Source organism: Enterobacter sp. CPE_E890, from assembly GCF_046521475.1.
GTDB classification, from domain to species: Bacteria; Pseudomonadota; Gammaproteobacteria; order Enterobacterales; family Enterobacteriaceae; genus Enterobacter; species Enterobacter adelaidei.
In genome coordinates, this window is sequence record NZ_JBKFZW010000001.1 from 1,322,846 (window position 1) to 1,348,812 (window position 25,967).

The 25,967-nt window shown below is 52.0% G+C and carries 27 protein-coding genes; 8 read left to right on the top strand and 19 right to left on the bottom strand.

Features of this window, described 5'->3' with window-relative positions; all coding sequences use genetic code 11:
- Nucleotides 1-126 precede the first annotated feature (126 nt).
- Entirely contained in the window at nucleotides 127-1,026 is a 900-nt protein-coding gene (gene citR, locus ACLHV9_RS06550) for a DNA-binding transcriptional repressor CitR (RefSeq protein WP_108090606.1), read from the bottom strand.
- A gap of 623 nt (nucleotides 1,027-1,649) precedes the next feature.
- Between citR and ahpC the strand changes: the two genes are divergently transcribed.
- Both ahpC and ahpF read left to right on the top strand, forming a co-directional pair.
- Nucleotides 1,650-2,213: an alkyl hydroperoxide reductase subunit C gene (gene ahpC / locus ACLHV9_RS06555; protein ID WP_008501015.1), complete on the top strand. Its 564-nt coding sequence runs from the start codon at nucleotides 1,650-1,652 to the stop codon at nucleotides 2,211-2,213.
- Nucleotides 2,214-2,333: 120 nt separating this feature from the next.
- Entirely contained in the window at nucleotides 2,334-3,899 is a 1,566-nt protein-coding gene (ahpF, locus tag ACLHV9_RS06560) for an alkyl hydroperoxide reductase subunit F (RefSeq protein WP_108090605.1), read from the top strand.
- Between the two features lie 60 nt (nucleotides 3,900-3,959).
- On the opposite strand, the gene uspG is transcribed toward ahpF, so the two are convergent.
- The 3 genes from uspG to rnk all read right to left on the bottom strand — a co-directional run bounded on the left by uspG (nucleotide 3,960) and on the right by rnk (nucleotide 5,154).
- The gene (gene uspG / locus ACLHV9_RS06565; RefSeq protein WP_028019488.1) at nucleotides 3,960-4,388 is read right to left on the bottom strand and encodes a universal stress protein UspG; all 429 of its coding nucleotides are present in this window, start codon (nucleotides 4,386-4,388) and stop codon (nucleotides 3,960-3,962) included.
- A 127-nt stretch (nucleotides 4,389-4,515) separates the two neighbouring features.
- Nucleotides 4,516-4,605, bottom strand: a complete 90-nt coding sequence (gene yldA, locus ACLHV9_RS06570; protein ID WP_272910382.1) for a small membrane protein YldA — start codon at nucleotides 4,603-4,605, stop codon at nucleotides 4,516-4,518.
- A 138-nt stretch (nucleotides 4,606-4,743) separates the two neighbouring features.
- Nucleotides 4,744-5,154, bottom strand: coding sequence for a nucleoside diphosphate kinase regulator (gene rnk, locus ACLHV9_RS06575; RefSeq protein ID WP_108090604.1), 411 nt, complete (start codon nucleotides 5,152-5,154; stop codon nucleotides 4,744-4,746).
- 246 nt (nucleotides 5,155-5,400) lie between these two features.
- On the opposite strand from rnk, the gene ACLHV9_RS06580 reads away from it, so the two are divergent.
- Entirely contained in the window at nucleotides 5,401-6,021 is a 621-nt protein-coding gene (locus ACLHV9_RS06580) for a flavin reductase family protein (RefSeq protein WP_049008058.1), read from the top strand.
- A 1-nt stretch (nucleotide 6,022) separates the two neighbouring features.
- The gene (locus tag ACLHV9_RS06585; protein ID WP_407220306.1) at nucleotides 6,023-6,868 is read left to right on the top strand and encodes a helix-turn-helix transcriptional regulator; all 846 of its coding nucleotides are present in this window, start codon (nucleotides 6,023-6,025) and stop codon (nucleotides 6,866-6,868) included.
- A gap of 3 nt (nucleotides 6,869-6,871) precedes the next feature.
- Here ACLHV9_RS06585 and ptsP read toward each other — a convergent pair whose 3' ends face one another.
- The 7 genes from ptsP to dcuC all read right to left on the bottom strand — a co-directional run bounded on the left by ptsP (nucleotide 6,872) and on the right by dcuC (nucleotide 15,573).
- On the bottom strand, nucleotides 6,872-9,367 hold the full coding sequence (gene ptsP / locus ACLHV9_RS06590) for a phosphoenolpyruvate--protein phosphotransferase (protein WP_108090602.1): 2,496 nt from the start codon (nucleotides 9,365-9,367) through the stop codon (nucleotides 6,872-6,874).
- A 22-nt stretch (nucleotides 9,368-9,389) separates the two neighbouring features.
- A complete protein-coding gene (ypdE, locus tag ACLHV9_RS06595; protein WP_108090601.1) occupies nucleotides 9,390-10,430 on the bottom strand; it encodes an aminopeptidase in 1,041 nt (346 codons plus the stop codon).
- Nucleotides 10,430-11,515, bottom strand: coding sequence for an aminopeptidase (gene ypdF, locus ACLHV9_RS06600; RefSeq protein WP_407220307.1), 1,086 nt, complete (start codon nucleotides 11,513-11,515; stop codon nucleotides 10,430-10,432). Before ypdF ends, ypdE begins: the two co-directional genes overlap by 1 nt.
- Nucleotides 11,516-11,528: 13 nt before the next feature.
- Nucleotides 11,529-12,779: a PTS fructose transporter subunit IIC gene (locus ACLHV9_RS06605; RefSeq protein WP_108090599.1), complete on the bottom strand. Its 1,251-nt coding sequence runs from the start codon at nucleotides 12,777-12,779 to the stop codon at nucleotides 11,529-11,531.
- 23 nt (nucleotides 12,780-12,802) lie between these two features.
- A complete protein-coding gene (locus ACLHV9_RS06610) occupies nucleotides 12,803-13,129 on the bottom strand; it encodes a PTS fructose transporter subunit IIB (protein ID WP_049008068.1) in 327 nt (108 codons plus the stop codon).
- 172 nt (nucleotides 13,130-13,301) lie between these two features.
- Nucleotides 13,302-14,111 (bottom strand): ribonuclease I, encoded by an 810-nt coding sequence (gene rna / locus ACLHV9_RS06615; RefSeq protein WP_032667027.1) that lies wholly within the window; start codon nucleotides 14,109-14,111, stop codon nucleotides 13,302-13,304.
- Between the two features lie 94 nt (nucleotides 14,112-14,205).
- Nucleotides 14,206-15,573: an anaerobic C4-dicarboxylate transporter DcuC gene (dcuC, locus tag ACLHV9_RS06620; protein ID WP_049008070.1), complete on the bottom strand. Its 1,368-nt coding sequence runs from the start codon at nucleotides 15,571-15,573 to the stop codon at nucleotides 14,206-14,208.
- A 390-nt stretch (nucleotides 15,574-15,963) separates the two neighbouring features.
- Between dcuC and pagP the strand changes: the two genes are divergently transcribed.
- Together pagP and cspE are read left to right on the top strand one after the other, a co-directional pair.
- Nucleotides 15,964-16,581 carry a lipid IV(A) palmitoyltransferase PagP gene (gene pagP, locus ACLHV9_RS06625; RefSeq protein ID WP_164881335.1) on the top strand — a complete coding sequence of 206 codons (618 nt, stop codon included), beginning with the start codon at nucleotides 15,964-15,966 and terminating at the stop codon, nucleotides 16,579-16,581.
- Nucleotides 16,582-16,771: 190 nt separating this feature from the next.
- A complete protein-coding gene (gene cspE / locus ACLHV9_RS06630; RefSeq protein WP_002439184.1) occupies nucleotides 16,772-16,981 on the top strand; it encodes a transcription antiterminator/RNA stability regulator CspE in 210 nt (69 codons plus the stop codon).
- A gap of 219 nt (nucleotides 16,982-17,200) precedes the next feature.
- Here cspE and crcB read toward each other — a convergent pair whose 3' ends face one another.
- Nucleotides 17,201-17,584, bottom strand: coding sequence for a fluoride efflux transporter CrcB (crcB, locus tag ACLHV9_RS06635; RefSeq protein ID WP_028019482.1), 384 nt, complete (start codon nucleotides 17,582-17,584; stop codon nucleotides 17,201-17,203).
- A 67-nt stretch (nucleotides 17,585-17,651) separates the two neighbouring features.
- Between crcB and ACLHV9_RS06640 the strand changes: the two genes are divergently transcribed.
- Nucleotides 17,652-18,440 carry a deaminated glutathione amidase gene (locus ACLHV9_RS06640; protein ID WP_407220308.1) on the top strand — a complete coding sequence of 263 codons (789 nt, stop codon included), beginning with the start codon at nucleotides 17,652-17,654 and terminating at the stop codon, nucleotides 18,438-18,440.
- Between the two features lie 125 nt (nucleotides 18,441-18,565).
- Nucleotides 18,566-18,769: a twin-arginine translocase subunit TatE gene (gene tatE / locus ACLHV9_RS06645; protein WP_023310742.1), complete on the top strand. Its 204-nt coding sequence runs from the start codon at nucleotides 18,566-18,568 to the stop codon at nucleotides 18,767-18,769.
- 81 nt (nucleotides 18,770-18,850) lie between these two features.
- On the opposite strand, the gene lipA is transcribed toward tatE, so the two are convergent.
- The 7 genes from lipA to mrdB all read right to left on the bottom strand — a co-directional run bounded on the left by lipA (nucleotide 18,851) and on the right by mrdB (nucleotide 25,966).
- Entirely contained in the window at nucleotides 18,851-19,816 is a 966-nt protein-coding gene (gene lipA / locus ACLHV9_RS06650) for a lipoyl synthase (protein WP_028019480.1), read from the bottom strand.
- A 207-nt stretch (nucleotides 19,817-20,023) separates the two neighbouring features.
- Nucleotides 20,024-20,977 carry a YbeF family transcriptional regulator gene (locus ACLHV9_RS06655; protein WP_032667026.1) on the bottom strand — a complete coding sequence of 318 codons (954 nt, stop codon included), beginning with the start codon at nucleotides 20,975-20,977 and terminating at the stop codon, nucleotides 20,024-20,026.
- A 291-nt stretch (nucleotides 20,978-21,268) separates the two neighbouring features.
- The gene (lipB, locus tag ACLHV9_RS06660) at nucleotides 21,269-21,910 is read right to left on the bottom strand and encodes a lipoyl(octanoyl) transferase LipB (protein WP_028019478.1); all 642 of its coding nucleotides are present in this window, start codon (nucleotides 21,908-21,910) and stop codon (nucleotides 21,269-21,271) included.
- Between the two features lie 94 nt (nucleotides 21,911-22,004).
- Entirely contained in the window at nucleotides 22,005-22,268 is a 264-nt protein-coding gene (gene ybeD, locus ACLHV9_RS06665) for a DUF493 family protein YbeD (RefSeq protein ID WP_003858718.1), read from the bottom strand.
- A 105-nt stretch (nucleotides 22,269-22,373) separates the two neighbouring features.
- Complete coding sequence (dacA, locus tag ACLHV9_RS06670) at nucleotides 22,374-23,585, bottom strand: D-alanyl-D-alanine carboxypeptidase DacA (protein ID WP_028019477.1); 1,212 nt, start codon at nucleotides 23,583-23,585, stop codon at nucleotides 22,374-22,376.
- Between the two features lie 139 nt (nucleotides 23,586-23,724).
- Entirely contained in the window at nucleotides 23,725-24,837 is a 1,113-nt protein-coding gene (rlpA, locus tag ACLHV9_RS06675) for an endolytic peptidoglycan transglycosylase RlpA (protein ID WP_049007946.1), read from the bottom strand.
- A 16-nt stretch (nucleotides 24,838-24,853) separates the two neighbouring features.
- The gene (mrdB, locus tag ACLHV9_RS06680) at nucleotides 24,854-25,966 is read right to left on the bottom strand and encodes a peptidoglycan glycosyltransferase MrdB (protein WP_028019475.1); all 1,113 of its coding nucleotides are present in this window, start codon (nucleotides 25,964-25,966) and stop codon (nucleotides 24,854-24,856) included.
- Nucleotide 25,967 lies beyond the last annotated feature (1 nt).

The following is a 25,967-nucleotide window of genomic DNA, read 5'->3' on the forward strand; positions in this document are numbered from 1 at the left end:
TGGAGAAAGGATTGTATCAGTCAAAAAAATAAATGAATGTAAAAATAATGCGTTTATTTATATAACGACGGTGTATGTTTTTGAAAGCTTGTGGCTCCGAATTTTGTGCCGGGGCCACGAAAAAACTCATGGTAAGGTTATTTCCTCAATGAAACTTGCGAATGCTGAGCTGTTTAACGCAGAGCGATTATACATCATGTAAATATCAATGCCTGGGAATTGGATATCGGTTTCGATTTTACGTAATTTCAGTGCGGAACCATATTGTTCAAAGGTCGCAACTGGCGCTATTCCAATGAGGTCGGATGAACTGATCATCGTCAGAAGAGAAATAAAAGAGTCACTACGAAAGACAATATTTCTTTCCGTTAAAAAGTGGTCGACCTGTTCCTGATAGGCTTTAACGCTGCTCGCATCGCTCAGGTAGGCGGTGAAGTTTTCATTGAGAATCTCTTCGCACGTCGGGTTTTCGCTGATGCGCGGATGATCCTCCCGACAAACCAGAACAAAAGGAAGTTGAGAAAACCGACTGCAGGTGATGGAGCGGCTGTTTAAGGGCGTGAACGAAAAAACCAGGTCCGCTTTTCGGTAGGCCAGCAGATCTTCTGCTGAATCCGGCGCAAGAAAAATATCATGTAATTCAACTTCATAATTATACTTATCGATGAGCAGTCTCATCGGGCCAAGCATGATTTTTGTGCTCAAAACCTGCGGGCAGTAGATCACAAAACTCTTCTTTAGCCCACTGCTGTGCATCATGTTAATGGTCTGCTCGAGCTGGTTAAGATTTTGCTCCAGATGTTGATGCAGATTGACGCCGACGGTGGTCGGGGTGATCCCTTTACCAGAACGGATAAACAGCGGGTCGTTAAGTTGACCTCGCAGACGTTGCAGTGATTGGCTTACCGCAGACGGCGTGATATAGAGCGTCTCGGCTGCTTTACTGATACTCAGATGTTGATAAATGCACTCAAAAATAACTAACAGGTTAAGGTCGAATTTTTTAAGGTCGTAGAGGTTTGCCATGTTTCGTCCTGAGAATGCTGTGTTTGCTAGGGTTATCACATCACTGATAACTATAGTTTGAAGTTAACCATTTACAATCCTTGTGGCTAACGCTCTTAATTTTAATTTAAACGCATCTTAATATATCACGGCGTCAGATTATTGAAATAGTGCTTCAAAGGTGATTAAGGTAATTTTATCTTGGAAGTTCAGGTGGTAGTTTTAAATAACAACTGTCATTTATAAATGACGATATTTTTATCACGAAAATAAATGTATAACGCGCCGGAATGATGTTAGGCGTAACCTATTGCAGCCATAGACAGGAATGTCGCTCTTATGGATTGCCCAATACCTGTACGGGTGGTGTAATCAAACCGCTGTTACTGCCTTGATATAAAGGGTTGTAGAGCGCAACGCAACGCCAGTTTCGGCTGGCACTGAATGTACCCGCGGGGAATTCAGGTATCAGGGCCGCCCGTTGAGGCGGCCTTTTTACTTTTGGCGTTTCCTTTAAAAGGTTCACCTTATTGTCTTGTTGGTGTTGTTAGGTATCGCTGATTGATTTGATAACGCAAACGCATTAGCCCCGATGAGCAAAGTTGGTTACCTTACTTCTCAACGAAAACACGGAGGAAGTACAGATGTCTTTGATTAATACCAAAATTAAACCTTTCAAAAACCAGGCGTTCAAAAACGGTGAATTCATTGAAGTCACTGAGAAAGATACCGAAGGTCGCTGGAGCGTGTTCTTCTTCTATCCGGCTGACTTTACTTTTGTTTGCCCGACCGAACTGGGTGACGTTGCAGACCATTACGACGAACTGCAGAAGCTGGGCGTAGACGTTTACTCTGTGTCCACCGACACTCACTTCACTCATAAAGCATGGCACAGCAGCTCTGAAACCATCGCGAAAATCAAATACGCGATGATCGGCGACCCGACTGGCGCCCTGACCCGTAACTTCGACAACATGCGTGAAGATGAAGGCCTGGCTGATCGTGCGACCTTTGTCGTTGACCCTCAGGGCATTATTCAGGCTATCGAAGTTACCGCTGAAGGTATCGGCCGTGATGCTTCTGACCTGCTGCGTAAAGTGAAAGCCGCTCAGTACGTAGCGTCTCACCCAGGCGAAGTGTGCCCGGCAAAATGGAAAGAAGGCGAAGCGACTCTGGCTCCATCCCTGGACCTGGTCGGTAAAATCTAAGTCTTGTCCACCCAATGGGCGCATCCGCGCCCATTTCATTCCAGCACCATGATGCAAGTTGCGTTCAGGCCGCCTGTATAAGGCAGCTTGCATGATGACGTTTTAAGAGAGGGAAGAAGAATGCTCGACACTAACATGAAAACCCAGCTCAAGGCCTATCTTGAGAAACTGACTAAACCTGTTGAGCTGATTGCCACGCTGGATGACAGCGCGAAATCGGCAGAGATCAAGGAACTGCTGACAGAGATCGCTGAACTGTCACCGAAAGTGACCTTCAAAGAAGATAATGCGCGTGCCGTCCGCAAGCCGTCTTTCCTGATTACCAACCCGGGTTCTGACCAGGGGCCGCGCTTTGCCGGTTCTCCGCTGGGGCATGAATTTACGTCGCTGGTGCTGGCACTGCTGTGGACTGGCGGTCATCCGTCAAAAGAAGCGCAGGCGCTGCTGGAACAGATCCGTGATATCGACGGTGATTTTGAGTTTGAAACTTATTATTCACTCTCCTGCCACAACTGCCCGGATGTGGTGCAGGCGCTGAACCTGATGTCGGTTCTGAACCCGCGCATCAAACACACGGCGATTGACGGTGGTACGTTCCAGAACGAAATCACCGATCGCAACGTGATGGGGGTTCCGGCTGTATACATGAACGGTAAAGAATTTGGCCAGGGCCGCATGACGCTCACCGAAATCGTTGCCAAAGTGGACACTGGCGCTGAAAAACGTGCGGCGGAAGAGCTGAACAAACGCGATGCTTACGACGTGCTGATCGTCGGTTCCGGTCCGGCGGGCGCGGCAGCGGCGGTTTACTCTGCCCGTAAAGGGATTCGTACCGGTCTGATGGGCGAGCGCTTTGGCGGCCAGGTACTGGATACTGTGGACATCGAAAACTACATCTCCGTACCGAAAACCGAAGGCCAGAAGCTGGCCGGTGCTCTGAAGGCGCACGTTAGCGATTATGAGGTTGACGTTATCGACAGCCAGAGCGCCAGCAAACTGGTGCCGTCTGCAATAGAAGGCGGTTTACACCAGATTGAAACGGCCTCCGGCGCGGTATTGAAGGCACGCAGCATTATCATTGCCACCGGTGCAAAATGGCGCAATATGAACGTCCCGGGAGAAGATCAGTATCGCACCAAAGGCGTGACCTATTGTCCTCACTGCGACGGCCCACTGTTCAAAGGTAAACGCGTGGCGGTGATCGGCGGCGGGAACTCGGGTGTGGAAGCGGCTATTGACCTGGCCGGTATTGTTGAACATGTGACTCTGCTTGAGTTCGCGCCAGAAATGAAAGCGGATCAGGTGCTGCAGGACAAAGTGCGCAGCCTGAAAAACGTCGACATCGTACTGAATGCGCAGACCACGGAAGTGAAGGGTGACGGCAGCAAAGTAACCGGACTGGAATACCGTGACCGCGTGAGTGGCGATGTGCATAACGTTCAGCTTTCCGGGATCTTCGTCCAGATTGGTCTGCTGCCGAACACCACCTGGCTGGAAGGTGCAATTGAGCGCAACCGCATGGGTGAAATCATCATTGATGCGAAGTGTGAAACCAGCGTAAAAGGCGTGTTTGCGGCGGGTGACTGTACGACTGTGCCGTACAAACAGATCATCATCGCCACTGGCGAAGGGGCTAAGGCGTCGCTGAGCGCGTTTGACTATCTGATCCGCACCAAAACCGCATAACAAAAGAAAGTAAGACTACACCTGCAAAATCAAGAGGCCACCCAAAGGTGGCCTCTTTTTTTATCTCACCACCATCACCGGAATATGCGTGTGACGGATCACGCTGGAGGCGTTTGATCCCAGCAGATGTGTGGTGATGGAAGGGTTGCGCGAACCAATGACCACCACGTCTGCTTTCAGTTCGCTTGCCAGTTCGTTAACGGCATCGCGCACGCTGCCGAACCTGACATGGGTTTTGATGCGTGAAGGATCGATACTGAAATGGCTGGCCATGGTTTGCAGGCGATTTTCAGCTTCGTGCTGCAGATGTTCTTCGAAGCGACGCACGTCAGCAGCAAAGCGGTGCAGGCTCAGGCTGGCGGAACCGGGCAATACGTGCAAAAGATGGATAACACCGTCCTTCTGCGCCAGAAACTCCGCATGGCGTACCGCTTTGTCGCTCAACTCCATCTCAAAAACATCAACCGGCATAATGATTCTCTGATACATACCCGTTTCTCCTTGTTTATAAACGCTAAAAACATTCAAGCATAAAATGATTCAGGTTTCTGATAGCTGTCTGGCACTTTTTCAAGCCATGGAATATTTTACGTTTGAGAAGCAGGAGAAAAACGCGTTACCAGTAGCGCTCAAGATAGAGCACTGCCGTGACGATGATCGCCACAAAAATCAGAAAAATAAGTGTGATAGCCAGTATCTCACTCATGACCGTCCCCACGGCACCAAAACAGATTAAGCGTGGATTAAGGCCTTTTCGCGCGATATAAGCATTTCGGGTGAATTTGCGGAAAGAGGATGCGCCTGCATCCTCTGTGCAAAGCGGTGGGCGCTTGTTCAGAAGGGGTTAACGCAGGTAATCGCCTGCGGCTTCTGGCTGGTAGATCAGTGCCAGCACTTCCAGGTGGGTAGAGGTACCTCCCGGTAACTCCCAGTTGATGGTATCCCCTGTGCGCAGCCCCAACAGTGCGGCCCCCACCGGTGCCAGAACGGAAAGCTGTGTGCTGCTGTCTGTCATCTGCGCCGGGTAAACCAGCGTGCGGGTCAACTCTTCACCGGTAGTCAGATTGCGGAATTTTACCTGGCTGTTCATGGTGACGACGTCATGCGGCATCGATTCTGGCGTGCACATCTGCGCCCGGTCGAGCTCCTCGTTCAGGGCGTCAGCCACCGGAAGTGAGGCGAATTCTGCTTTTTCCAGCAGTCTGTCGATACGTTCTGCGTCGAGTTCATTGATGATAATTGTAGGTCTGGACATTTTTTACTCCATGTCGTTAATACTGCGTGTAACGCAGAAACCAATCCAAAAGAAAACCCTCGCCGTCTGGCAGCGAGGGTTTAACTCTCCCGATAATACTGGCTGAGCGTGCAAGTTTGAAGTGATGAAAGTCACATTCATGGTCCATATGAATTTTCGCTGAAATTTATTCAGTCTTCATTCCTGGCAGAATACGTTACGCTGAGAGTTCTGAATCCGGGCGTTGCCCTCCAGGGAGAGAAAACTATGTACTTCTACCAACCGTCTCAGGGACACGGCCTGCCGCATGACCCGCTGAACGCCATTATTGGCCCACGTCCGATTGGCTGGATCTCATCCTGCGACCATGCAGGTCAACTGAACCTCGCACCGTATAGCTTCTTTAACTGCTTTAACTATCGCCCGCCGATCATCGGTTTTTCCAGCAATGGCTGGAAGGACAGCGTGCGTAATATTACCGAAACAAAAGAGTTCGTCTGGAACCTGGCGACGCGCGATTTAGCCGAAGCAATGAATGAAACCTCCGCCACACTTCCTCACGGGGAAGATGAATTTACCTTTGCCGGGTTGACGCCTGCGACCGGCCAGTTGGTGCGCGCGCCACGTGTGGCAGAAAGCCCGGTGAACTTTGAGTGTCGCCTGTCGCAGTGCATTCAGTTGACCGGGGCCGATGGTACGCCGGTAGACACCTGGCTGGTATTGGGAGAGGTGGTCGGTATTCACATTGCCGAAACGCTGCTGGAAGAGGGGATATACCAGACGGCGAAAGCGCAGCCCATCCTGCGTGCGGGTGGGCCGACGGCTTACTATTCCATCAGTGACAGCCACCGCTTTGACCTGGTGCGTCCTGATGCGCGCAGGGGATAAGATGCCAGATAGCCCGCTTCCCGCCGATCAGCAGTTTTTCGCTGACCTGCTTAGCGGGCTGGTGCTGAACCCACAGCAACTGGGGCGGGTCTGGTTTGCGAACTCGCCCGCTTCAGTTCCCGCTGGGTGTTTCCGCTCTAAATGGCCGCGGCTTGATGTGGTGCTGCGCGGTGTTTATGGCAACCCATTGCTCCCCGAACAAAAGGCGATCCGTCAGGGAGAGATGCTCTTTATTCCTGCTCAGGCGGCAACGATGCCGGTGTTTGAAAAGCCGGTGATGCTGTTGAGCATTGTTTTTGCATCTTCCTGGCTTGGACTGGCATTTCAGGCTCACCGGAGTGGGCAGCCGCAGCGGAAAGTCGAACTTCCTCACCTGGAAAGAGGTGAGTGCGCGGCGATGCTGATGGCGCTCACGCATCTGAGCGCATCACCTCAGGATCAGGAAATCATTCAGCCGCTGGTGCTTAGTCTGCTTCACTGGTGTCGTAAGGTCGTCTCTCTTCGCCAGGAAAAAGGTCTCTCCCGTGGCGATTTCCTTTATCAAAGCATCTGCAACTGGTTGCAGGAAAATTATGCGGAAGCGATTTCGCGTGAGAGCGTCGCCGCATTGTTTAATATTTCCCCCAATCATCTTTCACGCCTGTTCTCACAGCAGGGCACCATGAGTTTTGTGGATTATGTTCGCTGGGTAAGGATGGGAAAAGCCCGAACGATCCTGCAAAAATACCATCTGCCGGTCAGTGAAGTGGCGAAGCGCTGCGGTTATCCCGACAGCGACTATTTTTCCCGGCTGTTCCGACGTCAGTTTGGGCTGACGCCGGGGGAGTACCGCGCGCGTTTTCAGTAGCGATCAAACGCTGATTTCGGCGTTCAGCAATGCCAGGAGGCTATGCGGAGAATCCGCCGCGAACAGCGCCTCACGAAACGCCTTATTGACCAGCTTACGTGCCAGCTGAGAGAAGACTTTGACGTGGTTAATCCCTTCCTGGGTGCCGAGCGTTAGCATGATAACCAGCTCGACCTCACCCATATCCGACTCCCAGTCAATCGGCTTTTCCAGGCGAGCGATGCTAATACTAGAGTGGCGGATCCACTGCGATTTGGTGTGCGGAATGGCCACGCCAAACCCGACAGCAGTCGTAACAATCTCTTCGCGCTGCCAGAGATCTTCTTCCAGCTCCAGCGGATTCTCCGTGCGCCCCTGAATAGCCAGATTACCGCACAGGAACTGGAGCACCTGCTCTTTTGAGGTGAGCGGTTCGTTGAATACGATGGTTTCCAGGGCCAGTAGCGGGCGTGGCGGTTCTTCTGGGGTGAAATCACCCAGCAGCGTCTCTATTTCCTCCGAGCTGCGGCATTCACAGGCTTGCTCTGCGAGTTCCCGGCAGGCATCGCTTTCAAGCACGCGAAGTTGGGCTTTCACCGCCGGAATACGAGGCCCGCTCATGCTGAACTCATCAATGCCCAGACCCAGAAGCAGAGGAAGATAACGACGTTCGCCACCGAGTTCGCCGCATATCCCGACCCATTTTCCGTGGCGATGCGCGGCGCTAACAATCTGGCGCACCATGCGTAAAAACGATGGGGTGATCGGGTTATAGAGCGGGGATACGCGCGGGTTGTTGCGATCAACCGCGTAAAGATACTGGGTCATATCGTTTGAACCAATGCTGAAAAAATCGACCTCATCGCAGAAGTGGTCGATGATAAAACAGACGGAAGGCACTTCGACCATAATCCCCAACGGCAGATGTGAGGTATGCCGCAACCCTTGCGATGTCAGCTCTTCACGGACGTTTTGCAACACCTGTTTGACCCATAAAATTTGATCAAGGCTATGCACCATCGGGATCATTAACAGCGCATTGCCGCTGGCACCCGCGCGTAAAATTGCGCGAAGCTGAGTGCGAAAAAGATGAGCAAATTCCGGGTATATGCGCACTGCACGATAGCCGAGGAATGGATTATCTTCCTGCGGGATATTGAGGTACGGGATCTGCTTATCGCCGCCAATATCCATCGTGCGGAAGATAACCGGTTTACCAACCGCTGAGAGCAACACCTGCTGGTAGGCTTCAAATTGTTCCTGCTCGTCCGGGGCCGTATCGCGATCCATGTAGAGCATTTCAGTCCGAAACAGGCCAACCCCCTGCGCTCCACAGGCGAATGCGCCGGGTGCTTCCAGTGCGCTGCCGATATTCGCGGCGATATCTACCGGAACGTTATCCCGGGTAAGGGCTGGTAACCCGGCGTCTTTTATTTGCTGCTGGTGGCGAATATCAGCGAGGCGTTGCGCCACGCTATAGTAGTGAGTCACGGCCTCGTTGGGCTCCATGACCAGTACGCTACAGACGCCATCCAGAATCACCGGTTTTCCTGTAAAGGGTTCCAGCGAGGCCACCGTCATGCCGCTCAGCACAGGAATCGAGGCGGCGCGGGCGAGAATTAAGGTGTGCGAGGTCCGGCCCGTTTTCTCCAGTACCATCCCTTTCAAATACCGGGTATCGAGACTTAAAAACTGGCTTGGGGTTAAATCTTCCGCCACCAGGATGGTCGGCTCGCTCATGATAAAGGTCGATGCAGGCTGAAGCTCAGGCCAGGTGATGCTCAGCAGCTGTTCAGTAATGTCGCGGATATCACTGACGCGCTCGCGAAGGTAGTTGCTTGCCGAGAGCGAAAGCTTATTGCAGATCTGCTCCATGTTGCGAATGATCGCTTCTGCAAGGCTCAGACGTTCTTCATTCATCAGACGGCGGATGTTGCCGCCGAACTCGTCATCCTGAATCAGAGACAGATGGGCGCTGATTATCGTTTTACTTTCGCCGCCCAGCCCGCGCAGGCGCTGGTTGAGTTGTTCTGCAAGCGTCGCAAGGCTGTGTTCCAGGCGAGTAATATCTTCCGGGGACGCCGGATTCTGCCGATAACGTTGCAGGTTATCGCTCTGCCAGCCCCGCAATGTACCGGCGCCAATGCCGCTGGCCAGCGTGACGGCATGGTGAAGTTGCGGATTAAGCCGCACGAGCGAGCGGGGAAGGGGATGCGCAACGTGCGGCGCATCGCCAGAGGGAATACTGTCGCTGTCGATAAAGGCCGAATTCACGTACAGCTCAAGCGCGCGTCTGGCCTGCTCTTCGTCGCTGCCGCTGATTTCCAGCACGCAACTGTCGTTAAACAACGTGCCTGTACTGATAAGTGCCAGCGAACTTTTGCCATCGGCGTGGGTGTTGAGCCGCTTATTGATAAAGCGAATATCGCTGCGCCACGCGTTGCACTGCTCTTTTAACGCCCAGGCCGGACGGGCGTGCAGGCCGTTGGGGAGCGGGCAGAAAAACTCAATCGAAAGCATACTTCCTCCTGACTGCGTGAGATCAGCATCTGAAATCCGTCAGATGAGCCACGGTCTCACGGTTCATGCTTGCCGCCAGCGCGACAAGCAGTTGATGGGTGTGGTCAATGTCTGTTTCATCGGCAATGGATGCCGCGCAATGCCCGTGTCGGGTCGGGGGACCCAGCACCACGGTCGGCACGCCTGTGCCTGAGAGGTGAACCGCACCGCCGTCGGTGCCGCCGTTGCTGAACATATCTTTTTGCAGCGGGATCCCTAATGGACGCGCCACCTTTTCAATGAACGCCGTCAGCTTTGGCGGTGCAATAAGCGTTTTGTCATACAGCACCAGCATCGGCCCTGCGCCAATCTGGCGGTGGTTTGCGTTGCCATAATCGAAGTTTTTTGACCAGCAGGCGGTATCGAGCACCAGCGCGATATCAGGATGAACAACCTGGCTGGCGGTCTGCCCGCCGCGCAAGCCCACTTCTTCACTGGAACTTGCCACCAGCCAGAGCTCGCAGTCGAGCGGAGCCTGGTGCAGTTCGCGCAAAAGGGTGATTAACAGGTAACAGCCCAGACGATCATCGAAGGCTTTGCCCATCACCCGGTTGTGAGGAAGGCGGTGAAAAGGTGTATCAAAGGTGACTGAGTCGCCTGCATCAATGCCACTGGCAAATACCTCTTCCGCCGAGGTTGCGCCAATATCAACGCGCAGGTTTTCGACCGTATTGCCTTTCACATCCCCATCCAGCAGACCATGTATTTTGACGCCAGCTCGCGTGGTGATACGTACCGGCTGAAGTGTGCGTGCCATCATGCGTACATTGCCAATGGGCAGGACATCGATAGCCCCTTCCCGGGATATGCTGCGTACCATAAAACCGACTTCATCCATATGGGCGCAAATCATCACCTTCGGCCCGTTATTCTGGTTAACACGAATAAGGACGGAACCGAGGCCGTCAAACTGCACCTCTTTGTGGTACTTATGCGCTTGGGCGATCAGGATGTTGCGCACCTCCTGCTCTGAGGCGGCTATGGCATCGGCTTCGCTCAACGCGCGCAGTAATTCTCTGTCCATCAGTGTTCCCCCGTCAGCATCAGTGTTTTGTCCATGGTGTAGAGCACCTCTGCGCCCGTTTCGGTCACCAGTACCACATCTTCAATCCGCACTCCGCCCAGACCGTCGAGATAGATGCCGGGTTCGACGGTCAGCAACATGCCGGGCCGCAGGCGTGTGGTATCGGTCGGGGAGAAGCGTGGATTTTCATGGACATCGATACCGATGGCGTGCCCGGTATTGTGACCGAACTGTGGGCCGTAACCGGCACGCTCGATAACGGAGCGCGCCGCGCTATCAACCCGATGGCAGGGAACGCCCGGGCGAATCGCCTGGATTGCGGCGAGCTGAGCGTCCAGAACTGTCTGGTAGATGGCATAAAGCGGGTGATCCTCTGGACTCTGGTTAAGCCCGGCGACAAGGAACGTCCTCGTCATATCCGAACAATATCCCTGGTGTTGGGCGCCAAAATCGAGGGTGACAAGTTCTCCGGCCATTATTACTTTGTCAGACGCTTTCCCGTGCGGCAGTGCCCCGCGCGGACCGCTGGCAACGATGGTGTCAAAAGAGGATTTATCCGCCCCCTGTTGTTTCATAAACCACTCCAGCTCCGCGGCAACGTCGCGCTCGCGCATTCCAGGCTGAATAAAACGCCGGATATGGTGCGCGGCACTGTCAGCAATCCGGCAGGCCGCGCGGATATGCGCGATTTCTTCCGCGCTTTTTATTTGCCGCAGATCGTCGAGGGAGATACTGCAAAGCGTCGCATGAAGCGCATCTCGCCACTGGCTGCCGGTGTGCCAGCTGACGTGATCGCCTTCGAACCCGATGACGGTGAGGTTTTCATCGGCAATAAGGCGATTTATCGCGACGCTGAGCGGGTTAGCGGCATCGAGCAGATGCATCTGGTAGCCCACCGTTCGCGAGGCGATATCGTTGTAGTAGCGGAAATCCGTGAGGATATGCGCGCCCGTTAGCGTCACCAGCACGTAACCTGACCCGGTTGAAATGCCCAGGTGAGGCTGTTTGTTCTGACGCGAAGTGATCAGCACGCCATCGAGTTTTTCTGCTGTCAGCCAGTCGCGAAGCCTTGTCAGTAAATCCATCTTGTTAACTCCGTTACAGCGTATCGATGGCGAGTTTTCCGCGCTTATGCATGTTATTGCGGATAGCCACCACCAGCAGGGCAGTAATGACGGCACCCACCAGGATGCTGAGGATATAGGCACTCAGATTCGTCACCAGCGGCCACGCCCAGATGGCGGATTCCGGGAACCACTGAACGGCACCGAGTGCGGTCGCGGTCATCGCCCCGGCGATAGCCCCCGTCATGTAAGCGGGCAGCGTAGCGAGCGGGTTTTCCAGCAGGAACGGAATTGCCCCTTCGCTGATCCCCATAAACGCGAGGAACATGGCGGTTTTCCCTTGCGGATAGAGCTGTGGGCTGAACAGACGTTTGCCGGTCAGGCGGTGGTCGATAAGCGTCGCCAGACCCAGACCAATCGGTGGGATGACAATGGCTACGGCGCGTGACGTAATCGGCAGCACATGATCGGTGGTTAATCCCAGGCCGACAAAACCGGCCGCTTTGTTGATTGGCCCGCCGAGATCAATGGCGGTTGCGGCGGCCATGCCGATGGCATACATCATCGAACCGGCCTGACCTGCGGCGAGCAGCAGGGCACGCATTCCGGCATTTAACCAGCCGCCAATCGGAGTGATGACGTAGTACATCGCCAGCATCACGAACAGGGCCGACAGAATAGGGATCAGGAAGGTACTTTTGAATGCCAGCAGATACTGCGGCACATTAATACGGGTGTTCAGCCATTTCACCAGATAGCCTGCCGCAATCGCAATAATCAGCGCACCAATAAAGGTGGACGGCACGGGTTTGGTGGCAAGCCAGCTGAGTTTTTCAGGATCAAAATTCAATACCAGCGTCGGCTGAGTGGCGACCAGGCCGCCAATAAACCCGGCCGGGAAGGCCAGCTTACCGCCGATGGAGTTCGCGACAAACGCCGAGAACATCGGAATGGCGAAGCTGAACAGCAGGCCGCCGAAGGATTCGGTCAAATAACCGAATTTCAGCACGGAGAGGTTAAACCCGGTGAATTTACCCGAGTTCAGGGCGTCCATAATGCCGGTATCCGGCGGAATTTCCAGCCAGACATAGGCGATAAGTTGTGAAATAGCGAGAATTACCCCGCCCATGATGAGCGTCGGCACCATGCGGGAAATACCCGACATAATATGCTGAGGAAGTTCTTTCCAGAAGGTATTGCCCGCGGCAACAGGCGCGGGTTTGATGACGAGCGTGTCGCCCTCGTGATTTTCCGGGCGAAGCGCACTGCGTTTTTTAATTGCCATGACGAAACCCCTGCGTGTGAAGGTTATTGTTGTTCTGCCGCTAGCATCTCTTCGATCTCTTTCAGGGTACCCGACGCATTTTTAATGGCGTCCTGAAGCGTGATTTCATAGACGTCGCGCGTTTCAAAGCGCTCGTTATCTTCCGGGGTGATGGCAATGGCGTGGATGATGATGTCGGCTTCGGCGATATCCTGTGCCGTTAAACGATTCTGGATGCCGTCGGCTCCCTGGGTTTCGATTTTGACCTCGTAACCCGCTTCCACGGCGGCTTCTTCCAGTGCCTGAGCGGCCATAAAGGTATGTGCCAGACCCATTGGGCATGCGCACAAGGCGATCAATTTTTTAGTCATGTCTGTTTCCTCCTGTAGATGACACCGGGATTATGGCGGGGAGGATTCGAGGGTGTTTACCAGACATATCACGCAATTACTGGATAAATAATGCGTGCGATCGGAAGTGTGACGTTTGTCTTCATATCACACAAATGAATGGATGCCGGGCAAGGTAGCCCGGCAGAGTCGGTCAGTAACCCGCCTTATCAATGACGAATTGTGTTCCGCAGTTACCAGGATGTGGCTGCGGTGCAAATGATGTCGCAGAAAGTGGATTATTAATGGTGTCAGCCTTCAGCGAAACCTGCATTTCGGTCAGATAAGCCGGATTACCATTGCAGGTCAGCTTGAACGCTTTGATATTCTCCTTGCTCCAGCTTTTGGCAACGGCATTGTCAAAATCGCTGCGAGTAACGGTTTTACCGTAGTTATCCGCCAGGAATTTACCGACCTCGCTGTTTTTTATTTCCTGATTCATTCGCACCATCGTGCCGAAATAGGCATCGGGATCAAAACCAAAGCAGACGCCATGTTTGGCATATTCGTAACGTTCCAGACAGGAGTTACCACCTGCGCCGGGCATCACGCTATTCAGCTTCGCGGCACCGGAAAGCGACAGTCCGGTTTCGGCGGCAGCGCATTTTCGGCTGGCTTTCGCTTCTGGCATATTTGGAATGGGGCGCGTGGCGCAGCCGAAGCGCATCCAGCGACGTTCATCCACGCCACGTGCGGCAATAGATTTCGGCAAACCAGGCCATAACCCGTGGACAGTCAGAAAATCAGCTTTATTTTCACGCTCTTTTTGCAGTCGGCATTCGTCAGGCTCATTGCGGTTACGTTCGACCATGCTCTGACAAAACCCGGTTTGCCAGGACAGCGCCAGCACATAGCGATCGAAATCGCCATACTGCGTTGCCTTGAGCGGATCGGCCTGTGTGGAGAAGACACAAAGTGCCAGCGCCATTGCGCCAGACGGGATTACGATATCCTTCCTGAACATGTGATTTCCTGATCGAATAAACATGATTAATTTCTGGAAATTATTAAAGCACAAAAAGCGCCCGCAGGCGCTTTCTGGATATCCGTAATTTAACTTAAGCGGCACCGGGAACCAGCACCTCCGTGGCAATAATCACGATAATCAGGCCAACAATAACCGGTACGGAGGTACGTTTTACCACTTCGAATGGCGAAATTTTTGCCATCCCGGCAACGGCGACGACGACGCCGGATACAGGGGAAATGGTACGACCCAGGTTCGACGCCTGCAGCATCGGAATGGAAAGATACGCTGGATTAATCCCGGAAGAGTGAGCCAGTTTCGGGATCATCTCAACGAAGGCATAGAAAGGCGCGTTACCGGAACCCGTTGTCATGGCCGCCAGCATGGTGAGCACCACCAGCACCAGCATCAGGATAATACTGGCGGAGCCGAATGAGGTCGCGATGGAGATCAGGCTCTGAATAAAACCGATAGTGCTCAACCCCTGGGCAAAGACACCCGCGGCAACCAACAGCATAACAACGCCAGCAAACGCATCTGCCATACCGCGATACGCCACTTCCAGGCCAGAGAAGACTTTTTGTGTATTAAAGCCGCGTACAAATTCCAGCACTGCGGCCAGCAGCATACAGATGACCAGAATGGTAATGATATGTAGCTGAGGGCCCCATTTACCGTCAAAAATCAGCACACCTATAATCGGCGTGAACGGCAGAATGGCGTAAAACGCTGGCGCTGTCGTGGTGATTTCACTTACATCCATCATTTCATGGCTGATGTTTTCTTTCTTATCGAGATAGCGTTGCCAGAAGAAATGCGCAATCCCCATTCCCACAATAGCAACAATTGATATTGGCAATGTGGTTTTAAAGGCAAAGTCGATAAGCGACATTTCCGCTGCCTTTGCCGCCAGCACGACGTCGCCAGAAGTAGGGGAGAGAATAATGGCTGCCGGAGACGCGCAAATTGCCGCCGCCGCACCACGGCTAATACCGACATTCACCATCACCGGGAACAGCGTGGCCATTAGCAGGACGCCAAGTCCGGTTGCCGACGAAACGGCCAGTGACATCAGGCAGGCGAGGAAATAGGCTGCGACCATCAGCAGATACGGAGAGTTAATATATTGCAGGGGTTTAGAGGCAAGCTTAACGACCATGTCGTTGGCGCCGATATGGGTCATGTAGGCCGCAAACCCGCACAGCATCATGATCATCATACCCAGGTCGCCGCCGCGGCTCATGAGTAATATTTTAATGTATTCAACAATATCGGTAGCAGTGTAACCCGTGCTGCTTGCGCTGGCCGGTAACACCTGATGACCCATTATGGCGCTGATAATCAGCAGTGTTAAACCACCGACAAATAATACGCCTGTTGCCGAGTATCCCTTAATGATGTAGCGAGCTACACCGACAATGACGACGACCCCAATAAGGAGTTCGATTAACGTAAGCATGATTTCCCCTGTATCTCTGCTGCCCTTGAGCACAAATAATCAAAAAAAGAAGGATGAAAATGTGCCGAATTAATGGCCTGTTCTTGCTGATTAAAATCAATAAATAGATGACTAAAGAGCAGTCAGACAGTGTTTTTGCCACGGCTTATACATTTATATCATGAGGGGCTTGACCAGTAGTAACACCGCAATTTGTCTTTACAATGATAATGAAATGTTAATTTTTTGTAAGTTGCTGAGTGTTTGTATTACCAGGGAATAAATTCGCTAATGACACACTCTTAGTGTGATTATTCGCGCTTGCTGGTGGACTATTTTAAGAATATTCCCTCAGGAGTGCGAATAATTAGGAATAATACTGATGCTGTTAAGCGTTGATTAAACTAATTTATGGTAAACTTTGCCTCGAATACTAAGAATGGTAATTGCATTGTGATCGTACGTAATACATTTTTCTCTATTTTGTTGTTTATTTTTGGGCAGTTAACGTTCTCCTCCGTTGCACAGGCAGAGGACAACGCAAAGGATAAAGGCTGGTTCTCTACCTTCACGGATAATGTTTCTCAGACCTGGACCGCGCCTGAACATTATGATCTCTATGTTCCGGCAATAACGTGGCATGCACGTTTTGCTTATGACAAAGAGAAGACAGATAAATACAACGAGCGCCCGTGGGGGGCTGGTTTTGGTCAGTCGCGCTGGGATGAAAAGGGCAACTGGCATGGCATCTATCTGATGGCCTTTAAAGATTCGTTTAATAAATGGGAACCGATTGGGGGTTATGGCTGGGAGAAAACCTGGCGTCCGTTAGCGGACGAGAACTTCCACGTTGGTTTAGGTTATACCGCCGGCGTCACTGCACGTGACAACTGGAATTACATCCCGATCCCGGTGCTGCTTCCGCTTGCCTCTATTGGCTATGGCCCCGCAACGTTCCAGATGACCTACATCCCGGGGACTTACAACAACGGAAACGTTTACTTCGCCTGGATGCGTTTTCAGTTTTAACTGACAAAACGTTACATGATGGTGAAAAAACGCGCAGACGTTGATTCATAAGCGATAAAAATCTGTCAGTGAAAATTAACGCGACTTTAGTCACTTTTTATCAAAGATCCGCTGGACAAAAGGTCTCACAATTGATGTACTGGTAACCGACACAGCATTTGTGTCGTTTTTTAATGTAAAGGTAATTTTGATGTCTAAGATTAAAGGTAACGTTAAGTGGTTTAATGAGTCCAAAGGATTCGGTTTCATTACTCCTGAAGATGGCAGCAAAGACGTGTTCGTACACTTCTCTGCAATCCAGTCTAATGGTTTCAAAACTCTGGCTGAAGGTCAGCGTGTAGAGTTCGAAATCACTAACGGTGCCAAAGGCCCTTCTGCTGCTAACGTAATCGCTCTGTAATTCAGACGCGTCAGCAAGAATTTCAAAACCCGCTCACAGAGCGGGTTTTTTTCGTTTTGAATCAGCCAAGCAGATACATTTTCAGGAAGCTGGCAACGATCAGCACGCTTAACAACACCATTCCTGCGCTCATCAGACTCTGTTTCATTCTGTCACCCTCATTCAGCACTCGAGCCAGAGTGACAGAGAAAAATTAAGGCAACATTAACGGTTCGACAGTTAATGCGTACTTGCGGAGGAAAATAGCCAGAATGCGATCCCCGTCATCGCAAAGGAGCCGAGCATGTTAATCGCGATATTCGTCAGCGCCCAGCCGATACGGCCTTCCTGAAAGAGAAACACCACTTCTGCAGAGAACGTCGAGAAGGTGGTTAACCCGCCGCAGAAACCCGTCGTAATCAGGACTTTCCACATCGGGTCGATGTGTGTCATTCGGTTAAACCAGGCCAGCCCCATACCAATAATGAAAGCACCAATCAGGTTTGCGGCAAGTGTTCCCATGGGTATAGCCTGATGAAGGGGGTTAAACCGCATACTCAGAAACCATCGCGCAACGCTACCCGTTCCCCCACCAATAAAAACGGCTAAAAGTAGTTGTAACACGCTAAATACCTGCTATTTGATGTGTAAGAGTAGCGAGTTTAACGCTGTTTATGATGAGGGGACAAATATGTATGTTGCAGTTGGACAGTTTGCGGTCACGCCAGACTGGCACAAAAATGCGCTCACGTGCGTCAACCTGATGAAGCAGGCCTGGCAGAAAGGCGCGTCGTTGCTGGTGCTCCCTGAGGCGCTGCTGGCCAGGGATGATAATGACCCGGATTTATCCGTGAAGTCCGCGCAGTTGCTGGACGGTGAATTTTTACAGCAATTGCTCGCCCAGAGCGCGGGTAATACGATGACGACGATATTAACGATCCATGTTCCCTCAACGCCGGGTCGAGCAGTCAATACGCTTGTGGCTATCCGTGGCGGCGCCATTGTCGCACGTTACGCCAAACTTCATCTCTATGATGCGTTCAGCATTCAGGAGTCACGGCTTGTTGATCCCGGTAACTGTGTTCCGCCGCTACTGGATATTGACGGGGTTAAGGTTGGGTTGACGACGTGCTACGATTTACGTTTTCCGGAGCTGGCGCTCAATTTGGCGCTACAAGGGGCGGACATTCTGGTATTGCCTGCGGCTTGGGTGAAAGGGCCGTTAAAAGAGCATCATTGGGGAACATTGCTTGCGGCGCGCGCACTTGATACCACTTGTTATGTCGTTGCCGCAGGAGAGTGCGGTAATAAAAACATCGGGCAAAGCAGGGTGGTCGATCCGCTGGGGGTGACGATTGCTGCTGCAGCGGAAACCCCAGTGTTGCTGGTCGCGGAGATTAATTTAGAACGGATTGCGCTTGCACGTCAGCAATTACCTGTTCTTCATAACCGTCGGTTTGCGCCACCGCAATTATTGTGATGTTTTTTTCAACAATGCTTGATTCACCTTGTTACAGATTGCTATTGTGTGCACGCGTCAAATGACCGTTAATACAATCAGGTTTTGGCGCTGAATGCAGCCTGTTTTAAGTAAAGAAGGTATCTATGGGTGAGATTAGTATTACCAAACTGCTGGTGGTTGCCGCACTGGTCGTCCTGCTGTTTGGTACCAAGAAGTTACGCACGCTGGGTGGTGACCTGGGGGCTGCCATCAAAGGCTTTAAAAAAGCAATGAACGACGATGATGCGGCAGCCAAGAAAAGCGCTGAGGATGACGTCCCGGCAGACAAGCTTTCTCACAAAGAGTGATAGCAATGCCTGAGGGCTTGCGAAAAAAAACCGGCTCATGAGGCCGGTTTTTTCGTATTACTGTAAATGAATATTACAGAATTATTTAACTTCTTCGCCTTTCGCTTGCATATCGGCATGGTATGAGGAGCGAACAAATGGGCCGCATGCTGCGTGGGTAAAGCCCATCGCCATCGCTTCGGCTTTCATCTCATCAAACTCGTCCGGGCTTACGTAGCGCTGTACCGGAAGGTGGTGGCGGCTTGGCTGCAGATATTGTCCCAACGTCAGCATAGTGACGCCGTGGCGACGCAGATCGCGCATTACCTCAATGATTTCATCATTGGTTTCACCCAGGCCAACCATCAGGCCAGACTTGGTTGGAATATGCGGATGCGCCTCTTTGAAGCGCTCCAGCAGCTTCAGGGACCAGTTATAATCTGCACCTGGACGTACCTGGCGGTAGATACGTGGTACGTTCTCCAGATTGTGGTTAAACACATCTGGCGGCGTCGCGGTCAGGATGTCCAGCGCACGGTCCATACGGCCGCGGAAGTCAGGAACCAGCGTCTCGATTTTGATGTTCGGGCTTTTCTCACGAATGGCAGTAATACAGTCAGCAAAGTGCTGAGCACCCCCATCACGCAGATCGTCACGGTCAACAGATGTGATGACGACATAACGCAGCGCCATGTCGGCGATGGTCTGTGCCAGTTTTTGAGGCTCGTTAGCGTCGGGCGCTACCGGACGGCCATGAGCAACATCGCAGAACGGGCAGCGGCGGGTACAGATGGCACCCAGAATCATAAACGTCGCGGTGCCGTGATTGAAACATTCAGCAAGGTTCGGACAAGAGGCTTCTTCACAGACGGAGTGAAGGCCATTCTTGCGCATCGCCGCTTTGATCCCCTGGATACGCGAAGAGTCGGCCGGAAGTTTGATTTTCATCCATTCCGGTTTTCTTAACAGCGCCTCGCGCTCTGTAGCCACGTTTTTAACCGGGATAAGGGCCATTTTATCGGCATCGCGGTATTTAACACCGCGTTCCATCACAATGGGTTTACTCATAGCGTGCGTGTTCCAGTTGCGAATATCGAAGGAAAGCGTTTCAATTCAAGGGAATGTTGTATTTATCAACTATTTTTGAACGAACGACAGGCAGTATATCATTGAAACGGTCGTTAAAGCAGCCTGCCAGGTCGCCAATTTGTAAAATAGTTGTTGTTTTGTGCCTTTTGCCCTGCCTCTGGCAGGGGCTTGTGCTGGCTAAATCTGTCAGAAGGCCTGACGGATAATGCGGATGACGTTTTCCAGTACCGGATCGCGCAAACTCAGTTTGTTGTAATGCAGTGAAATCTCGATAGATTCCGCATTAAGTTGACTGAGGGGAATGCTTTCCAGCGGCCAGCATTTTCGCAGCAGGCTGTACAGGCGTGAAGGCATGATACAGAGCATGTCACTGCTGCCAATCAGGGATGCGGTGGTAAACATATTGTAACTGCTGAAACTGATCTGACGTTCCGGGAAGATTTCATCAATCCGCTGGCGCAGGGCATGATTAGACTGCCCATCGGTCATGAATGATGAATGATCATAGTTGCGCAAGTTTTCGATGGCCAATGGCTCGCTAAGAGCAGGATGATGTTGGCGGCAAACCAGAACCAGGTTATCTGCATAAAGCACATTTTGCCCGAGTGCTCTGGCGCTAAAGCTGCCGCTATCAATAATCAGGTCTGTCTGAAACTGAGCAAGCTGAATATCAGGTTCATTGAGAGGCACATTGCGAAGCAGGAGCTGCGGCACTTGCTCTTTCACGGCCTGGAAGATCGCAGGCATCACCAGTACACCCACAGAAGGGGAGCAGCCGATGGTGATGGTTCTCTGCTTATCATAGCTCCCGGTTAAATCCAGTGCGCCCAGGATCGACTCCAGCCCCTGGCTGATGTACTCGTGGAGGTGTGTGGCGTAAGCCGTTGGCGTCACCCCCTGACCCTTACGGATAAATAACGGGTCGGGAAATATAGCGCGTAGCTTTTGGATTGACTGACTTATTGCTGATGGCGTGAGATTAAGAATTTTCGCAGCATTAACGATACCCTTATGGACATATACTGCCTCAAAAATAGTCAGTAAATTGAGATCAATATTACGTAAAGTCCGAAAAATTTGCGGCTTGTCTTCGCCACCAGGTTCATTCAGGCGTTTAGCTGGTAAATTAGTAGACTCCACGCTTTTACTCCGTATACATTCACATTATGAATGATAGTTGAATTTATTTATTATGCCTGTAGAGATTCGTAAAGTGTTGGTTTTGTTTTACTTGTCTATCAAAAACAAACAGTTGTGTGATTATCACTCAAGTTACTTAGATCCTGCGTATCGCGCTTGCTGGAGGCTAAATAATATGTAACGGTAATATTCGGGCGCTTCGAAAATATAGAATCTGTGGTTTATTGTAAAGCGTAAAAGCGGTAAATAAACACTGGCCCGTCAAATTATCGAGCCATGTTGTATAATATATTAAGCAGGGATATATTCGTGTGGTGGATTGTTAAGTAGCGCTAACATGTGCTTCAAAAGGACAGGACGAATATTTTCTGGCGCAGCCGTGTCGACCCACTGGCACATTTGTGTCATTTCCATGCCGGCGTAGCCACAGGGATTTATGCGCTGGAAAGGCGTAAGATCCATATTAATATTCAACGCCAGACCGTGAAATGAACAACCTTTTCGAATACGCAGTCCCAGAGAGCAGATCTTCATTTCGCCGACGTAGACACCAGGTGCATCGGCACGCGGGTGAGCGTCAATACCGTATTCCGCCAGCGTATTGACGACAGTGTGTTCCAGTAAGGTAACCAGTTCACGCACACCCAGTTTTCTGCGCTTCAGATTAAGCAGGACGTACATCACCTGCTGCCCCGGCCCGTGATACGTTACCTGTCCGCCGCGGTCGCTCTGAATAACCGGGATATCACCCGTCATTAATAAGTGTTCCGCTTTTCCCGCCTGGCCCTGTGTAAATACCGGCAGGTGTTCGACCAGCCAGATTTCATCAGGGGTGCTGTCATCGCGTGAATCGGTGAAGTCATGCATAGCCTGGGAGACAGGCTCATAAGGTTGCAGCCCGAGGTGACGGACCAGAATTTTATCCTGATACAAAACTGCGTCTCCGAAGACGAAGGACATAAGATGAGAGGGAGTATATCACAGCGGGGAGAGGGGTTACCCGGCAAAGCGGGTAACCTCTAAGGGACTACAGCACCATACGAACAATTTCGATATTGCCGAGTTCTTCGTACAGCGTCTCAACCTGCTCAATGTGAGTCGCAGTGATGGTAATAGAAACCGAGTGGTAGTTGCCCTTGCTGCTTGGTTTTACTGACGGAGAGTAGTCACCCGGCGCATGGCGCTGTACCACTTCAACCACCTGATCAACCAGCTCAGGTTTCGCCAGACCCATTACTTTGTAGGTAAACGGGGTAGGGAATTCAAGCAGTTCGTTAAGTTTGGTTTTCATGTCAGCTCCGGCGTAACGTCAAAAAGAATAACTCCCACGTCAGGTGGGAGTTATCAGGATACTTAGTATATGGGGATCAAAATCACACTTTCAAGTGTTCGATTTTTAACCAAACCAGTGATGGAACATCAATTTAATGTAATCAATGATTTTGCCGAAGAAATTGCCTTCAGGAATTTCTTGCAGGACAACCAGTGGACGCTGATCGATAGTCTTGCCATCCAGCTGGAAGTTGATCGTGCCCACCACCTGGTTTTTCTGCAGTGGCGCATGCAGTTCGGTGCTGTTCAGTACATAGCTGGCTTTCAGATCTTTCATTCGACCGCGTGGAATGGTCAGGTACAGGTCTTTATCAACGCCGAGGGAGGCACGGTCGTTATCGCCGAACCAGACAGGTTCAGAAGCAAACTCTTTACCTGCTTTCAGTGGGTTTACGGTTTCGAAGAAACGGAAGCCCCAGGTCAGCAGTTTTTTGCTTTCTGTTTCACGGCCTTTAAAGGTGCGACCGCCCATCACGGCGGAGATCAGGCGCATCTGGCCTTCTGTCGCAGAGGCCACCAGGTTGTAGCCGGCTTTGTCGGTGTGACCGGTTTTGATGCCGTCAACGTTCAGGCTGTTATCCCACAGCAAGCCGTTACGGTTGGTCTGACGAATACCGTTGAAGGTGAACTCTTTCTCTTTATAGATGGAGTACTCATTAGGTACGTCGCGGATCAGTGCCTGACCAATCAGCGCCATATCACGTGCGGAGCTGTACTGGCCATCGGCGTCCAGGCCATGCACGGTCTGGAAATGGCTGTTTTTCAGACCCAGCGCCGTAACATAGCTGTTCATCAGACCTACGAAGGCATCCTGACTACCGGCGGCGAAATCGGCCATGGCTACGCAGGCATCGTTACCAGACTGCAGGTTGATACCACGGATCAACTGAGAAACAGGAACCTGCATACCTGGTTTCAGGAACATCAGCGAGGAACCTTTGAAAACAGGGTTCCCGGTTGCCCACGCATCATTACCGATGGTGACCAGATCTGATTCTTTGAATTTACCCGCTTTCATCGCCTGGCCGATAACGTAGCTGGTCATCATTTTGGTCAGGCTAGCCGGGTCACGGCGAGCATCGGCGTTCTGTTCCGCCAGCACTTTGCCAGAGTTGTAGTCGATCAGGATGTAGGATTCAGCATCAATTTGCGGAACGCCAGGGATCATGGTCTTGATATTCAGGTCATCGGCGTGAGCTGCAGAGAGTGCAGTAGCGCAAAGGGCCGTGGTCAGCGCCATGCGCTGCACAAAACGAGCGGAAAAAGTGGTCTTCATGGTCAGAACTACGACATCCGTGATGGAATTAAAAAAAGTGCCCTACTATAGCAAATGCTATTCAGGCAGGCATCCGACTTTAAGCATGAGTTTGTGAATGTGTTTTACACAAACTGACAATTCGGATACCGCCGGTTCATTATTTCGCAACAGCGATAAATGACTGAAGTTGAGCTTCATTCTGCAGACGCTGCTGCAAGGACGCTGCCTGCGATTTGCTGGCAAACGGCCCCATTTGAATACGCCAGACCGCGCCATTCTGCTCAACGCGTCCTGGTACGCCAAACTGCTGGCTCAGACGCTGCTGATACTGTTTGGCCCGGGCCTGATCGCTCACTGCGCCTACCTGAACCACATAGCTGCCACTGGCCGCTGCTGGAGCAGCAACTGGCGCACTTTGCGTCACGGCTGGGGCTGTTACAGGAGCTGGCTGGGTAGCCGGAGCGGTAACAGGAGCGGGTGCTGGTGTAGGTTCACTGCCTTCCAGCACGCCTGCGGCTAAGGTCGTTGGTGCGCCAAGGAAGCCGCTACTCTTTACCGGTGCGCCGGTCGAGTCATCGCTTTGCAGGGTGTCATTGCTGATGGCGCGGATCTCCCCACCAGGCTGAGCAGGCTCTGCTGGTGAAGAGGCGCTCCCCATTCCACCGTCAAGATTTGGGCGGTCAGGAAGGGCATAAGTCTGTTTAGCCACCGTGGTACATGCTGTGCCTGGGCCGGACAGCGAACCATCCTGCGCTACAATAATCGGATCAATACGGACTTTGGTATTGTTTGAGGTGTTCAGGCGGTCAGCGGATGCGCGGGACAGAGATATCACCCGGTCATTACCATACGGGCCGCGATCGTTAATTTTCACGACGATCATTCGCCCATTCGCCAGGTTCGTTATACGAGCATAGCTTGGGATCGGCAGCGTTGGGTGCGCCGCGGTAAGCTGCATTGGGTCAAAGGCTTCGCCTGATGCAGTCAGGTTACTACCGGGTTCAGCATCATAAATGGCGGCAAAGCCTGCCTGACTGAAACGAGAAGGATCCTGAACAATTTTGTAGCTTTTGCCGTCGCGCTCGTAATCCTGATTCGCGCTGGCATTTAGCGGTTCATAAACGGGATCGGCGCCGCTGATTTCAACGATCGGGCCATTACAAACCGCAGGCTGCGGTGGCGCGACGGTTGCCTGTTGCTGACCATCATCACTTGTGCAGGCCGCAAGTAAACTTGCCGCGATGCAGATCCCCAGCCACTGCTTACGCATTCCGATCCCCTTATTTTTATACGCTTTTTGACAACATTTTTCTGTGGGTATGGATCGACATTACGATACCAAACCCGGCCATCAACACGATCAGTGCCGAGCCTCCGTAACTCACCAGCGGCAGCGGTACGCCTACTACTGGCAGAATACCACTCACCATACCAATATTTACGAAGACATAAACGAATAAAATCAACATTAACCCGCCAGCCATGACGCGACCAAAGGTGGTTTGCGCACGAGCGGCAATCCACAATCCGCGCATGATTAGCAGCACGTAGAGCGCCAGCAATATTAAGATGCCAACCAGTCCCAGCTCTTCCGCCAGTACGGCAAAGATAAAGTCAGTGTGGCGTTCCGGTAAAAATTCCAGCTGAGACTGGGTGCCGTGTAGCCAGCCTTTACCACGTAGGCCACCTGAGCCAATCGCAATCTTGGACTGAATAATATGATAGCCCGCACCAAGCGGATCGGTTTCTGGATCGAGCAACATCATTACGCGCTGGCGCTGGTAATCATGCATCAGGAAGAACCAGAGAATGGGGATGAAAGCCGCAATCAGCACCACCGCGATACCAATCAGACGCCAGCTTAAGCCCGACAGGAAGAGAACAAACAGGCCGGAGAGGGCGATTAAGATTGAGGTGCCAAGGTCAGGCTGCGCGGCAACCAGCAGTGTCGGCAGGAAAATCAGCACCAGCGCGATGGCGGTATTTTTTAGCGACGGCGGGCAGACGTCACGGTTGATAAAGCGCGCGACCATCAATGGAACGGCAATTTTGGCAATTTCAGAAGGCTGGAAGCGAACCACACCCAGATCCAGCCAGCGCTGTGCGCCTTTAGAGATAGCGCCGAAGGCGTCAACCGCAACCAGCAACACAATACAGAATATATACAGGTACGGTGCCCAGCCTTCATAGACGCGCGGCGGGATCTGCGCCATGACCACCATAATGACCAGACCCATCGCGATCTGGCCGATTTTGCGCTCCATCATGCCGATGTCCTGGCCACTGGCGCTCCAGATAACCAGGGCGCTGTAAACCAGCAGAGCCAGCAGGATCAGCAGCATGGCTGGGTCGATGTGGATTTTATCCCACAGCGATTTCTTATTTGGATTATCCGTCATG